The 13865-nt window shown below is 67.4% G+C and carries 10 protein-coding genes; all 10 read left to right on the forward strand.

Annotated features, from left to right (window positions below; all coding sequences use genetic code 11):
- The first annotated feature begins 6 nt into the window (after nt 1–6).
- The 10 genes from BM133_RS24615 to BM133_RS24660 all read left to right on the forward strand — a co-directional run bounded on the left by BM133_RS24615 (nt 7) and on the right by BM133_RS24660 (nt 13865).
- Nucleotides 7–555 (forward strand): shikimate kinase, encoded by a 549-nt coding sequence (locus tag BM133_RS24615; RefSeq protein ID WP_093439701.1) that lies wholly within the window; start codon nt 7–9, stop codon nt 553–555.
- A gap of 34 nt (nt 556–589) precedes the next feature.
- Nucleotides 590–1708, forward strand: coding sequence for a 3-dehydroquinate synthase (aroB, locus tag BM133_RS24620; protein WP_093439704.1), 1119 nt, complete (start codon nt 590–592; stop codon nt 1706–1708).
- Nucleotides 1709–1769: 61 nt separating this feature from the next.
- The gene (locus BM133_RS24625; RefSeq protein WP_093439707.1) at nt 1770–2900 is read left to right on the forward strand and encodes a deoxyguanosinetriphosphate triphosphohydrolase; all 1131 of its coding nucleotides are present in this window, start codon (nt 1770–1772) and stop codon (nt 2898–2900) included.
- On the forward strand, nt 2897–4180 hold the full coding sequence (locus BM133_RS24630) for an MFS transporter (protein ID WP_093439709.1): 1284 nt from the start codon (nt 2897–2899) through the stop codon (nt 4178–4180). Before BM133_RS24625 ends, BM133_RS24630 begins: the two co-directional genes overlap by 4 nt.
- Nucleotides 4177–4752 carry a DUF1415 domain-containing protein gene (locus tag BM133_RS24635; protein ID WP_093439712.1) on the forward strand — a complete coding sequence of 192 codons (576 nt, stop codon included), beginning with the start codon at nt 4177–4179 and terminating at the stop codon, nt 4750–4752. The genes BM133_RS24630 and BM133_RS24635 overlap by 4 nt, the downstream gene beginning before the upstream one ends.
- On the forward strand, nt 4749–5630 hold the full coding sequence (locus tag BM133_RS24640) for a class I SAM-dependent methyltransferase (RefSeq protein ID WP_093439714.1): 882 nt from the start codon (nt 4749–4751) through the stop codon (nt 5628–5630). The genes BM133_RS24635 and BM133_RS24640 overlap by 4 nt, the downstream gene beginning before the upstream one ends.
- A gap of 51 nt (nt 5631–5681) precedes the next feature.
- Complete coding sequence (locus BM133_RS24645; RefSeq protein WP_093439717.1) at nt 5682–6377, forward strand: transposase; 696 nt, start codon at nt 5682–5684, stop codon at nt 6375–6377.
- Nucleotides 6378–6561: 184 nt separating this feature from the next.
- Nucleotides 6562–11301 carry a glutamate synthase-related protein gene (locus BM133_RS24650; RefSeq protein ID WP_093439719.1) on the forward strand — a complete coding sequence of 1580 codons (4740 nt, stop codon included), beginning with the start codon at nt 6562–6564 and terminating at the stop codon, nt 11299–11301.
- A 35-nt stretch (nt 11302–11336) separates the two neighbouring features.
- Complete coding sequence (locus tag BM133_RS24655) at nt 11337–12815, forward strand: glutamate synthase subunit beta (RefSeq protein WP_093439722.1); 1479 nt, start codon at nt 11337–11339, stop codon at nt 12813–12815.
- Between the two features lie 222 nt (nt 12816–13037).
- The gene (locus tag BM133_RS24660; RefSeq protein ID WP_256219347.1) at nt 13038–13865 is read left to right on the forward strand and encodes an ABC transporter ATP-binding protein; all 828 of its coding nucleotides are present in this window, start codon (nt 13038–13040) and stop codon (nt 13863–13865) included.

Genomic DNA, 13865 nt, shown 5'->3' on the forward strand with positions numbered 1-13865 from the left:
CACCGCGTGGCGGTCGCACTCGTCGGCTTGCCCGGCGCCGGAAAATCCGCAGTGGGCCGGCGCCTGGGGGCGCGGCTGAACACTCCATTCATCGACACCGATCACGTGATCGAACAGCGCATCGGCTGCTCGATCCGTGATTACTTCGAACGCGAAGGCGAAACGGTCTTCCGGGATCTCGAGCAGACCGTCATCGCCGATCTGGCCGCCAACGCCCAGGGCGTGCTGGCCACCGGTGGCGGCGCCGTGCTGCGCGAGGCCAACCGAGGCCAGCTGCGCGGTCACTTCCACGTGATCTACCTGCGCTCCTCTCCTGAAGACCTGTTTCGGCGCCTGCGTCACGACGTCAAGAGGCCGCTCTTGCAGGTGGCCGACCCGCTGGGCCGGCTTCGCGAGCTGCACGACGCGCGCGACCCGCTCTACCGCGAGACGGCCCACGATGTGGTGGACACCGGCCGTCCCTCGATCGCCATGCTGGTCAACATCATCGTGATGCAGCTCGAACTCGCCGGACTCGTCGCGCCGGGCGCCCATCCGGAAGAGCCCGCCGCCTGAGCCGGTCCCGGCCGCAGCGCCTAAACTCGCCGCCATGCCATTGTCAGCACAGCCCGTACTTTCCGCACCGCCAGCACGCGTCGACATCCAGCTCGGCGAGCGCAGCTACCCCATCCTGATCGGCGCCGGCCTGCTGGACGATCCGGCGAGCTTCGCTGCCACACCAGCGGCTGCCAGTGCGTTGATCGTCAGCAACACCACGGTCGCCCCGCTCTACGCCAAGGCCCTTCGGGCCGCGCTGGCGAACCGCTTTCGCACCGTGCACCTGCTGGAGCTTCCCGACGGCGAGGTGTACAAGAACCTCGAGACGCTGAACCTGATCTTCGACGCGCTGCTGGGCCACGGCAGCGACCGCAAGACCGTGCTGTTCGCCCTGGGCGGCGGCGTGGTGGGCGACATGACCGGCTTTGCCGCCGCGAGCTACATGCGCGGCGTGCCGTTCGTCCAGGTGCCGACCACGCTGCTGGCGCAGGTCGATTCGTCGGTCGGGGGCAAAACGGCCATCAACCATCCGCTGGGCAAGAACATGATCGGCGCGTTCTACCAGCCGCAGCTCGTGGTGTGCGACCTGGGCACGCTGCAGACGCTGCCCCCGCGCGAGCTCAGCGCGGGCCTGGCCGAAGTGATCAAGTACGGGCCGATCCACGACATGGCCTTCTTCGACTGGATCGAGACGAACATCGACGCGCTGGTCGCGCGCGACCCGGCCGCGCTGGCCTACGCCGTCAAGCGCAGCTGCGAGATCAAGGCGCTGGTGGTCGGCCAGGACGAGCGCGAGACGGGCCTGCGCGCCATCCTGAATTTCGGTCACACCTTCGGTCACGCGATCGAATCGGGCCTCGGCTATGGCGAATGGCTGCATGGCGAAGCGGTCGGCTGCGGGATGGTCATGGCGGCGCACCTGTCGCAGCGGCTGGGCGGCGTCGATGCGGCTTTCGTGGCGCGGCTCACGCGCCTCATCGAGCGCGCCGGCCTGCCGATCGTCGGTCCGGCGCTGGGTGCCGACCGCTATCTCGAACTCATGCGCGTCGACAAGAAATCGGAAGCCGGCGAGATCCGCTTCGTGGTCATCGACAAGCCCGGTTCCGCCGCGGTCAGCCGTGCGCCCGATGCGCTGGTGCGCGAAGTGCTCGCGCAGTGCTGCGCGGGATGAGCGCAGCGCCGGGCCGCTCCGGGCAAGCGTGCACCGCAGCGCGAGTCGCCGGGGTCCGTTCATGAGTCTCGCGGCCTACGCCTGCCACCCCGCGCAGTCGCGCGGCCGCCGTCATGCCGAGCCGCCCGCGCCCACGCGCGATGCCTTCCAGCGCGACCGCGATCGCATCGTGCATTCCACCGCGTTCCGCCGGCTGGTCTACAAGACGCAGGTTTTCCTGAACCACGAGGGCGACCTGTTCCGCACCCGGCTCACGCATTCGCTGGAGGTCGCGCAGCTGGGCCGCTCGATCGCACGGGCCCTTCGCCTGAACGAAGACCTGGTCGAAGCGATTGCCCTGGCGCACGACCTGGGTCACACACCCTTCGGCCATGCCGGGCAGGACGCGCTGAACGCCTGCATGGCCGACCACGGCGGCTTCGAGCACAACCTGCAGAGCCTGCGCGTGGTGGATGCCCTGGAGCACCGCTATCCGCAATACGACGGCCTGAACCTGAGCTTCGAAACCCGCGAGGGCATCCTCAAGCACTGCTCGCGCGCGAATGCCGAGCGCCTGGAGCTGGCCGAGCCGAATGGTGTGGCCCGGCGCTTCCTCGATCGCGCGCAGCCCGGCCTCGAGGCGCAGCTGTGCAACCTGGCCGATGCGATCGCCTACAACGCCCACGACATCGACGACGGCGTGCGCTCGGGCCTCATCGGCGTCGAGCAGCTGGCCGAGGTGGAGCTCTTCGAGCGCTATCGCCGCGAGGCGCTGTCCGAATATCCCGGGTTGCAGGGGCGCCGCGTGCTCTACGAGACCATCCGGCGCATGCTGAGCGCCCAGGTCTACGACGTGATCGACGCCACGCGCGCGGCGCTGCAGGCGCTGGCACCCGCCGATGCGGACGGCGTGCGCAACGCCGCACCCATCGTCGCCTTCAGCCAGACCATGCAGGCCCAGTCGGACGAGCTCAAGCGTTTCCTGTTCCGCAACCTCTATCGCCACCCGCAGGTGACGCAGACCACCGACCAGGCCCAGCAGGTGGTGCGCGAGCTGTTCGAGGCCTATCTCGAACGCGATGCCGAAATGCCCGATTCCTATGCCGAGCGCCGCGACCGGCACCGCGCCGTGGCCGACTACATCGCCGGCATGACCGACCGCTTTGCGATGCGCGAGCATGAACGGCTGACCGGCCGGCGGGGCATCGCATGAGTCCGGACCGGGCGCCGCGCGTTCCTCTCGCGGCTTTCGCCGTCATGCTGGGCGGTGTCAGCGCCGCATTGCACCTGGGCAAGCTGCCGCCGGCGGTGCCGGCGCTGCAGGCCTCGCTCGGCATCGGACTGGTCGAGGCGGGATTCCTGCTCTCGCTCGTGCAGGTGGCGAGCATGACGCTGGGCCTGGTGGCCGGCCTCGCGGCCGACACCATCGGCTTGCGCCGCAGCATGCTGACGGGGCTCCTCGTGCTGACAGCGGCCAGCCTGCTCGGCGGCGCGGTCGGCGCCGGCCTGGTGGGCGGGGCGCATGCCGTGCAATGGTTGCTGGTCTTGCGCGCGGTCGAAGGCATCGGTTTCCTGCTGGCGGTGATGCCGGGTCCCGGATTGATCCGCGCCCTGACGCCATCGGGCGCGGACAAGGCCGCCCTCGGCCTCTGGGGCGCCTACATGCCGCTCGGCGTGGCCCTCGCGCTGCTGCTGGGGCCCGCGTTGATCGCCTGGGGCGGATGGGCCGACTGGTGGTGGGCGCTGTCGGTCGTTTCGGCCGCGGCGGCGCTGTGGGTGTGGTCGGCCGTGCCGGCGGACCGGGTTCGCCTGGCGGCGACGGGCGGCGTAGGTGGCGCACACGGCGCAAACGACGCAAACGGCGAATGGTCTGCGCGCCTGCGCGCCACCGTCGGCGCGCGCGCACCCTGGCTGACCGCGTTGACCTTCGCCGTCTATTCGGCCCAGTGGATGGCCGTGATCGGCTTCCTGCCCGCCATCTACGCCGGCGCCGGCGTGCCGGCTGGCTGGAATGCGGTGCTCACCGCGATCGCGGCCGCAATGAACATCGTCGGCAATGTCGCGGGCGGCCGCTGGCTGCAGCGCGGCGTGGCGCCCGAGCGGTTGCTGCAATGGGGCTTCCTGGCGATGGCGCTGGGCGGCGTGGCCGCGTTTGCCCAGGTGGGGCAGGGCGCGGATGCGCTGGGCTTGCCGCCCGCGCTGCGCTACGTCGCGGTCTGTGCCTTCTCGCTCGGTGGCGGGATGGTGCCGGCCACGCTGTTCCTGCTCGGCGTCCGGCTGGCGCCCAACCCCACCACCGTCTCCACGACGGTGGGGCTCATGCAGCAAGCCTCTTCGCTCGGACAGTTCCTGGCGCCGCCCGCGGTGGCGTGGATGGCGCATCGCGTCGGCGGCTGGCACTGGACGTGGACGGCGACGCTGGCCTGTTCGCTGGCCGGCATGGCCATCGCACGGCGCCTGGGCCGAATACGCCCTGCAGCGGAGGTGGCATGACCGGCCCGGCGACAATCGACGCCATTCAGGCCGAAGCCGACACGCGGCGCTGGCTCGAACGGGCGGTGATCGGCCTGAACCTGTGTCCCTTCGCCAAGGCGGTGCATGTGAAGGCGCAGATCCACTACGCCGTACACCTGCCCACCGAGGAGGCCGGCCTGATGGACGCGCTTCTTGCCGAAGCCCACGACCTCGCAGCCGTCGACGCCGCCGTGCGCGACACCACCCTTCTGATTGCACCCAACACCTTGGCGGATTTTCTGGACTTCAACGATTTTCTGGCGCGCGCCGAACGCAAGCTCTCCCGGGCCGGCTTCGAGGGCGTGTTCCAGCTCGCGAGCTTTCACCCGCAGTTCCAGTTCGCGGGCACTGGGCCGCACGATATAGAGAACGCGACCAACCGGGCGCCGTACCCCACGCTGCACCTGCTGCGCGAAGACAGCGTGAGCCGCGCGGTCCAGGCGTTCCCGGAAGCCGAGGCCATCTTCGAACGCAACATCGAGACGCTCGAAGCGCTGGGCCCCGACGGCTGGGCAGCGCTCGACGTGGGCCCAGGGAGCGCCCGACCATGAATGCACACGCCGCCAAGGCCACGAAGACGAACAAGGCCGCCAAGGCCGATGCCGAACTGGCCGAGGTGCTGCGCCCCGGGCAGTCCATCGAACTGCTCAAGGAGCTGCACATCCTCACGCGCGAGGGCCGGCTCAACCAGGACTCGCGGCGCAAGCTCAAGCAGGTCTATCACCTGTTCCAGTTCATCGAGCAACTGCTGCGCGAGCTGCCGGACGAGGGCGCCGAGGCCACGCTGGCCGACCATGGCGCGGGCAAGTCGTACCTCGGCTTCATCATCTACGACCTGTTCTTCAGCGCGCGCCAGGGCGGACATGTCTACGGCATCGAGACGCGCGGCGAGCTGGTCGAGCGTTCGCGCAAGCTGGCCGAACACCTGGGCTTCGGCCGCATGTCGTTCCTCAACCTCACGGTGGCCGAATCGGCGAGTGCGAGTGAACTGCCGGCGCAGATCGACGTGGTCACCGCGCTGCACGCCTGCGACACCGCGACCGACGACGCCATCGCCTTCGGCCTGGCGAAGAAGGCGCGCTGCATGGTGCTGGTGCCGTGCTGCCAGGCGGAAGTGGCCGCGTGCCTGCGCGAAACCAAGGCGCTGGCCCTGTCGCGCACGCCGCTCGCGGAACTGTGGCGCCATCCGCTGCACACGCGCGAAATAGGCAGCCAGCTGACCAACGTGCTGCGTTGCCTGTACCTCGAAGCCAACGGCTACAGCGTCACGGTCACCGAACTGGTCGGCTGGGAGCACAGCATGAAGAACGAACTCATCCTGGCGCGCTACACCGGCCAGCGCAAGGCCAGCGCGGCGACGCGGCTGGGCGAGTTGTTGTCGCAGTTCGGGCTCGACGCGCTGGGCGACACGCGGTTTCGCCTGGCCTGAGCGCTTGCCGGGCCCAGGCTGCCGCACGTGCGGCTTAGGATAGGCGCCACCATGGCCCGACTCCCCCGTCTCACGCTGGCCGACATGCCGCACCACGTGATCCAGCGCGGCAACAACCGCCAGCCGATCTTTGTCGATCGCGCGGATCACGAGCGCCTGCTCGGCCTCTTGGCCGACAACGCAGCGCGCTTTGGCATCGCGCTGCACGCCTACGTGTTGATGGACAACCATTTCCACCTGCTGGCCACGCCCGACAGCACCACCGGCCTGCCGCAGTTCATGCAGTCGGTGGGGCGCAGCTACGTGCGCTACTTCAACGACCGCCATGGCCGCAGCGGCACCTTGTGGGAAGGACGCTACAGGTCGACGCTGATCCAGACCGACCGCTACCTGATGACCTGCATGACCTACATCGACCTGAACCCGGTGCGTGCAGGCATGGCGGCCGATGCCCGCGACTACCCGTGGTCGAGCCATGGGCACTATGCAGGCCTGCGTCGCGACAAACTGTTGACGCCGCATCCGCTGTACTGGGAGCTGGGCAACACGCCGTTCGCGCGCGAGGCGGCGTATGTCGAGTTGGTGCGCGGCGGGGTGCGGGCGGCCGACCAGACTGCGATTACCGAGGCCACGTTGCGTGGCTGGGCGGCGGGCGACGGCGATTTTCTGGACTCGTTGCAGAAATCCACCGAGCGCCGCGTGGTCAAGGCCAAGGCGGGCCGGCCACCATCCGCTTCCAATTCCTGAGCTGAAAGCGCCGGCTTCGCGGCGTGTCATTTGCCTCTTCTGCTACCGTTTTTGATGTGTCCCCAATTTAATTCCGATCAGAAAACTCGGTTTTTAATAAGAATCTGACCCCAATTAAAGTGTTTGGCATTCTTTGTGCATCGCAATATGCTCCCTTTCCCTGCGAAAACTGAAGGAGTGCGCCATGACGACGGCTGCCGAGATCGAACATCTCCAAAAACACGGTCTGTATTCCGGTGCCGACGAGCACGATGCCTGCGGCGTCGGCTTCGTGGCCCATATCAAGGGCGAAAAAAGCCACGCCATCGTGCTGCAGGGCTTGAAGATCCTCGAGAACCTGGACCATCGCGGCGCAGTGGGCGCTGACAAGCTGATGGGCGACGGCGCCGGCATCCTGATCCAGCTGCCCGATCACCTCTACCGCGAGGAGATGGCCAAGCAGGGCGTCACGCTGCCCCCGCCGGGCGAATACGGCGTCGGCATGATCTTCCTGCCGAAGGAACACGCCTCCCGCGAAGCCTGCGAACAGGAAATGGAACGCGCCATCAAGGCCGAAGGCCAGGTGCTGCTCGGCTGGCGCGACGTGCCGGTCAACCGCGACATGCCCATGTCGCCCACGGTGCGCGAAAAGGAACCGCTGCTGCGCCAGGTGTTCATCGGCCGCGGCAACGACGTGATCGTGCAGGACGCGCTGGAACGCAAGCTCTACGTGATCCGCAAGACCGCCAGCGCCAACATCCAGCGCCTGAAGCTCAAGCACAGCAAGGAATATTACGTTCCGAGCATGTCCAGCCGCACGGTGGTCTACAAAGGCCTGCTGCTGGCCGATCAAGTCGGCACCTACTACCTGGACCTGCAGGACAAGCGCTGCGTCTCGGCCCTGGGCCTGGTGCACCAGCGCTTCTCGACCAACACCTTCCCCGAGTGGCCGCTGGCCCACCCGTACCGCTACGTCGCCCACAACGGCGAAATCAACACGGTCAAGGGCAACTACAACTGGATGAAGGCACGCGAGGGCGTCATGTCCTCGCCCGTGCTGGGCGCCGACCTGCAGAAGCTCTACCCGATCAGCTTCGCCGGCCAGTCCGACACCGCCACCTTCGACAACTGCCTGGAACTGCTGACGATGGCCGGCTACCCCATCAGCCAGGCCGTGATGATGATGATTCCCGAGCCCTGGGAACAGCACGCCACCATGGACCCGCGCCGCCGCGCGTTCTATGAATACCACGCCGCCATGCTGGAGCCCTGGGACGGCCCGGCCTCCATCGTGTTCACCGACGGCCGCCAGATCGGCGCCACGCTCGACCGCAACGGCCTGCGCCCCTCCCGCTACTGCGTGACCGACGACGACCTGGTCATCATGGCGTCGGAGTCGGGCGTGCTGCCCGTGCCCGAGCAGAAGATCGTGCGCAAGTGGCGCCTGCAGCCCGGCAAGATGTTCCTCATCGACCTGGAGCAGGGCCGCATGATCGACGACGAGGAGGTCAAGGCCACCCTCGCCAACAGCAAGCCCTACAAGCAGTGGATCGAGAACCTGCGCATCAAGCTGGACAGCGTCAAGGCCGAACCGGTCGCGGCGCCGATCAGCCAGGTCGCGCTGCTCGACCGCCAGCAGGCCTTCGGCTACACCCAGGAAGACATCAAGTTCCTGATGAGCCCGATGGCGCAGGCCGGCGAAGAGGGCATCGGCTCCATGGGCAACGACAGCCCGCTGGCCGTGCTCTCCAACAAGAACAAGCCGCTCTACAACTACTTCAAGCAGTTGTTCGCCCAGGTGACCAACCCGCCGATCGACCCGATCCGCGAGGCGATCGTGATGTCGCTGGTGTCCTTCATCGGCCCCAAGCCCAACCTCCTGGACATCAACCAGGTCAACCCGCCGATGCGGCTCGAAGTGAGCCAGCCGATCCTGGACTTCGCCGACATGGCCAAGCTGCGCGACATCGGCAAGTACACGCAGGGCAAGTTCAAGAGCTACGCGCTCGACATCACCTATCCACTCGCCTGGGGCGACGAGGGCGTCGAAGCCAAGCTGGCGTCGCTCTGCGCCGAAGCGGTCGATGCCATCAAGGGCGGCCACAACATCCTGATCGTGAGCGACCGCGGCGTGAGCCCGACGCAAGTGGCGATTCCCGCCGTGCTGGCCCTCTCGGCCGTGCACCAGTACCTCGTGCGGGAAGGCCTGCGCACCACCGCCGGCCTGGTCGTCGAAACCGGTTCGGCCCGCGAAGTGCATCACTTCGGCGTGCTCGCCGGCTACGGCGCCGAAGCCGTGCACCCGTACCTCGCGATGGAAACACTGGCGGCCATGCACGCCGACCTGCCGGGCGACCTGAGTGCCGACAAGGCGGTCTACAACTACGTCAAGGCCATCGGCAAGGGCCTGTCCAAGATCATGTCGAAGATGGGTGTCAGCACCTACATGAGCTACTGCGGCGCGCAGCTGTTCGAGGCCATCGGCCTGAACACCGAGACCGTCAACAAGTACTTCACCGGCACGGCCAGCCGCGTGGAAGGCATCGGCGTCTTCGAGATCGCCGAGGAAGCCATCCGCATGCACAAGGCCGCGTTCAGCGACGACCCGGTGCTCGCCCACATGCTGGACGCCGGCGGCGAATACGCCTGGCGCACGCGCGGCGAAGAGCACATGTGGACGCCCGACGCCATCGCCAAGCTGCAGCACAGCACGCGCTCCAACAACTGGAACACGTACAAGGAATACGCGCAGCTCATCAACGACCAGAACCGCCGCCACCTCACGCTGCGCGGCCTGTTCGAGTTCAAGATCGATCCGGCCAAGGCCATTCCGGTGGACGAGGTCGAGGCGGCGGCCGACATCGTCAAGCGCTTCGCCACCGGCGCGATGTCGCTGGGCTCGATCAGCACCGAGGCGCACGCCACGCTCGCCATTGCCATGAACCGCATCGGCGGCAAGAGCAACACGGGCGAAGGCGGTGAAGACCCCGCGCGCTACCGCAACGAGCTCAAGGGCATTCCGATCAAGCAGGGCGACACGCTCAAGAGCGTGATCGGCGCGGCCAACGTCGAGGTCGACCTGCCCCTGAAGGATGGCGACTCGCTGCGCTCGCGCATCAAGCAGGTCGCGTCGGGCCGCTTCGGCGTTACCGCCGAGTACCTGCACTCGGCCGACCAGATCCAGATCAAGATGGCGCAGGGCGCCAAGCCGGGCGAGGGCGGCCAGCTCCCGGGCGGCAAGGTCACCGAGTACATCGGCAAGCAGCGCTATGCGGTGCCGGGCGTGGGCCTCATCTCGCCCCCGCCGCACCACGACATCTACTCGATCGAAGACCTGGCGCAGCTCATCCACGACCTGAAGAACGCCGCACCGCACGCCAGCATCAGCGTGAAGCTGGTGAGCGAAATCGGCGTCGGCACCATCGCAGCGGGCGTTGCCAAGTGCAAGAGCGACCACGTGGTGATCGCGGGCCATGACGGCGGCACGGGCGCCTCGCCCTGGTCGTCGATCAAGCACGCGGGCAGCCCGTGGGAAATCGGCCTGGCCGAGACGCAGCAGACGCTGGTGCTCAACCGCCTGCGCAGCCGCATCCGCGTGCAGGCCGACGGCCAGATGAAGACCGGCCGCGACGTCGCCATCGGTGCGCTGCTGGGCGCCGACGAGTTCGGCTTCGCCACCGCGCCGCTGGTGGTCGAGGGCTGCATCATGATGCGCAAGTGCCACCTGAACACCTGCCCGGTGGGCGTGGCGACGCAGGACCCGATCCTGCGCAAGAAGTTCTCGGGCAAGCCCGAGCACGTCGTCAACTACTTCTTCTTCGTCGCCGAGGAGGTGCGCCAGATCATGGCCCAGCTGGGCATCCGCAAGTTCGACGACCTGATCGGCCGCGCCGACCTGCTGGACACCCGCAAGGGCATCGAACACTGGAAGGCTTCGGGCCTGGACTTCAGCCGCCTGTTCGCGCTGCCGAACGTGCCGGCCGACGTGCCGCGCTTCCATGTCGAGAACCAGGACCACGGCCTGGAGCGTGCGCTGGACGTCAAGCTCATCGAGAAGTCGCGTCCGGCCATCGACAAGGGCGAGAAGGTGCAGTTCATCGAGGTGGCGCGCAACGTCAACCGCTCGGTGGGCGCGATGCTCTCGGGTGCGCTGACCAAGGTGCATCCGCAGGGCCTTCCCGACGACTCGATCCGCATCCAGCTCGAAGGCACAGGCGGGCAGTCGTTCGGTGCATTCCTGGCACGCGGCATCACGCTGTACCTGATTGGCGACGCCAACGACTACACGGGCAAGGGCCTCTCGGGCGGCCGCGTGGTGGTGCGTCCGAGCCTGGACTTCCGCGGCGAAGCGGTGCGCAACACCATCGTCGGCAACACCGCGTTGTATGGCGCGACCACCGGCGAGGCGTATCTGTGCGGCGTGGCCGGCGAACGCTTCGCGGTGCGCCTCTCGGGCGCCACGGCCGTCATCGAAGGCACGGGCGACCACGGTTGCGAATACATGACCGGCGGCACCGTGGCCGTGCTCGGCAAGACCGGCCGCAACTTCGCGGCCGGCATGAGCGGCGGCGTGGCCTTCGTCTATGACGAAGACGGCCAGTTCGCCACGCGCTGCAACCTGTCGATGGTGTCGCTCGACAAGGTGCTGACCTCGGCCGAGCAAACGGCGAGCGTGCATCGCAAGATCTGGCACGGCGGCGAAACCGACGAGGCCCAGCTCAAGAAGCTGCTCGAAGAGCACCACCGCTGGACCGGCAGCAAGCGCGCGCGCGAGTTGCTCGACAACTGGGCCGTCTCGCGCACGAGGTTCGTGAAGGTGTTCCCGAACGAATACAAGCGGGCGCTCGCCGAGCTGCACGATCGCAAGGTCGAACTGGCCAGCAGCGGCAACGACGCGCACGCCGGCCTCGAGCCGCACGCACTGGCTGCACCCGCCGCAGTCTGAGCGGCAACGACACACGAAGAACAGAGGACAGCACGATGGGAAAAATCACCGGCTTCATGGAGCATGAGCGCATCGAGGAGGGCTACAAGCCCATCGACGAGCGCGTCAAGCACTACAAGGAATTCGTCGTCGGCCTGAGCCCCGAGCAGGCCAAGGTGCAGGGCGCGCGCTGCATGGACTGCGGCACGCCGTTCTGCAACAGCGGCTGCCCGGTCAACAACATCATTCCGGACTTCAACGACCTCGTGTACCGCGACGACTGGCAGAACGCCTTCGCGGTGCTCGACTCGACCAACAACTTCCCCGAGTTCACCGGCCGCATCTGCCCCGCGCCCTGCGAGGCTGCCTGCGTGCTCAACGTGAACGACGACGCGATCGGCATCAAGTCGATCGAGCACGCGATCATCGACCGCGCCTGGGACGAAGGCTGGGTCGCGCCGCGCGTGGCCAAGCACAAGACCGGCAAGAAGGTGGCCGTGGTGGGCGCAGGCCCGGCCGGCATGGCGGCTGCGCAGCAGCTGGCGCGCGCCGGCCACGACGTGACGCTGTTCGAGAAGAACGACCGCATCGGCGGCTTGCTGCGCTACGGCATCCCCGACTTCAAGATGGAGAAGACCCACATCGACCGCCGCGTCGAGCAGATGAAGGCCGAGGGCGTCGCTTTCCGCACCGGCGTGATGATCGGCGCCGCGAAAGACCCGCTGGGCAAGGGCTCCAAGGTGACCAATCTCGCCAAGGAAACCATCACGCCCGAGCAACTGCAAAAAGACTTCGACGCCGTGGTGCTCACCGGTGGTGCCGAGCAATCGCGCGACCTGCCGGTGCCTGGGCGCGACCTGGACGGCATCCATTTCGCGATGGAGTTCCTGCCGCAACAGAACCGCGTCAACGCGGGCGACAAGGTCAAGGGCCAGCTGCGCGCCGACGGCAAGCACGTCATCGTCATCGGTGGCGGCGACACCGGCTCCGATTGCGTGGGCACCAGCAACCGCCACGGCGCGGCCAGCGTCACGCAGTTCGAGCTGATGCCCCAGCCGCCCGAGGAAGAGAACCGCCCGCTGACCTGGCCCTACTGGCCGATCAAGCTGCGCACCAGTTCCAGCCACGAAGAAGGCTGCGAACGCGAGTTCGCCATCTCCACCAAGGAGTTCATTGGCGAAAAGGGCAAGGTCACCGGCTTGAAGACCGTGCGCGTCGAGTGGAAGGACGGCCGCATGCAGGAAGTGGCCGGCAGCGAGCAGATCCTCAAGGCCGACCTCGTGCTGCTGGCCATGGGCTTCATCAGCCCCGTGGCCACCGTGCTCGACGCTTTCGGCGTCGAGAAGGACGCACGTGGCAACGCCCGTGCGACGGTCGACTTCATCGGCGGCTATGCCACCAACGTGCCGAAGGTGTTCGCGGCCGGCGATATCCGCCGCGGCCAGTCGCTGGTGGTGTGGGCGATTCGCGAGGGGCGTCAGGCCGCGCGCTCGGTGGACGAGTTCCTGATGGGGTTCAGCGACTTGCCCCGTTGAGCGAGCGAATCGCCCTTCGGGCGTTTCCGTGACGTGCAGCCTGCCGGCCGCACGGCGCGAGGGCCGTCAAGCCGCGCGCTCGGTGGATGAATTCCTCATGGGATTCAGTGATTTGCCGCGCTGATTTTTGTTTCAATTTCGCGGGGGCCGTCACGGCCCCGCTATCATTCGCGGAAACCGCATGCCGGGATGCCTGAAAAGGCGCCCGGCTTTTTTATTGAGATGGACCCAGCCGCACAGCCACAACCCTTCGTAGAGTTCCGCGACGTCACGTTCGGCTACGGCGCGCGCGCGATCCTGGACGGCGTCTCTTTCGCCGTCCCGCGCGGCAAGGTCACGGCCCTCATGGGCGCTTCGGGCGGTGGCAAGACCACTGCGTTGCGATTGATCGGCGGACAGCAGCGGGCTCAGCGCGGCGAAGTGCTTTTCGATGGCCATGACGTCGGCAAGTTCGACAACGCGACCCTCTATGTGGCCAGGCGCCGCATGGGCATGCTCTTCCAGTCGGGCGCGTTGTTCACCGACATGACCGTGTTCGACAACGTGGCGTTCCCGCTGCGCGAGCACACCCAGTTGTCCGAGGCCCTGGTGCGCGACGTGGTGCTCATGAAGCTCGATGCGGTCGGCCTGCGCGGTGCGCGCGACCTGATGCCCAGCGAGGTGTCGGGTGGCATGGCGCGGCGGGTGGCGCTGGCGCGTGCGATCGCGCTCGACCCCGACCTCGTGATGTACGACGAACCCTTCGCCGGCCTCGATCCGATTTCGCTCGGCACCGCGGCGCGGCTGATTCGCCAGCTCAACGACACGCTCGGGCTGACCAGCATCATCGTGTCGCACGATCTCGAAGAAACCTTCCGCATCGCCGATCACGTGATCGTCCTGGCCAACGGCAGCATCGCCGCGCAGGGCACGCCGGCCGAGGTGCGCGAAAGCACCGATCCGCTGGTGCATCAGTTCGTCAATGCGCTGCCTGACGGACCCGTGCGATTCCACTACCCCGGCGTCAGCATCGAAGACGACTTCGGCAATGTCGAAGGAGGGCGCTCATGA

Origin of the sequence: Variovorax sp. 770b2 (genome assembly GCF_900115685.1) — a bacterium.
GTDB lineage: Bacteria > Pseudomonadota > Gammaproteobacteria > Burkholderiales > Burkholderiaceae_C > Variovorax.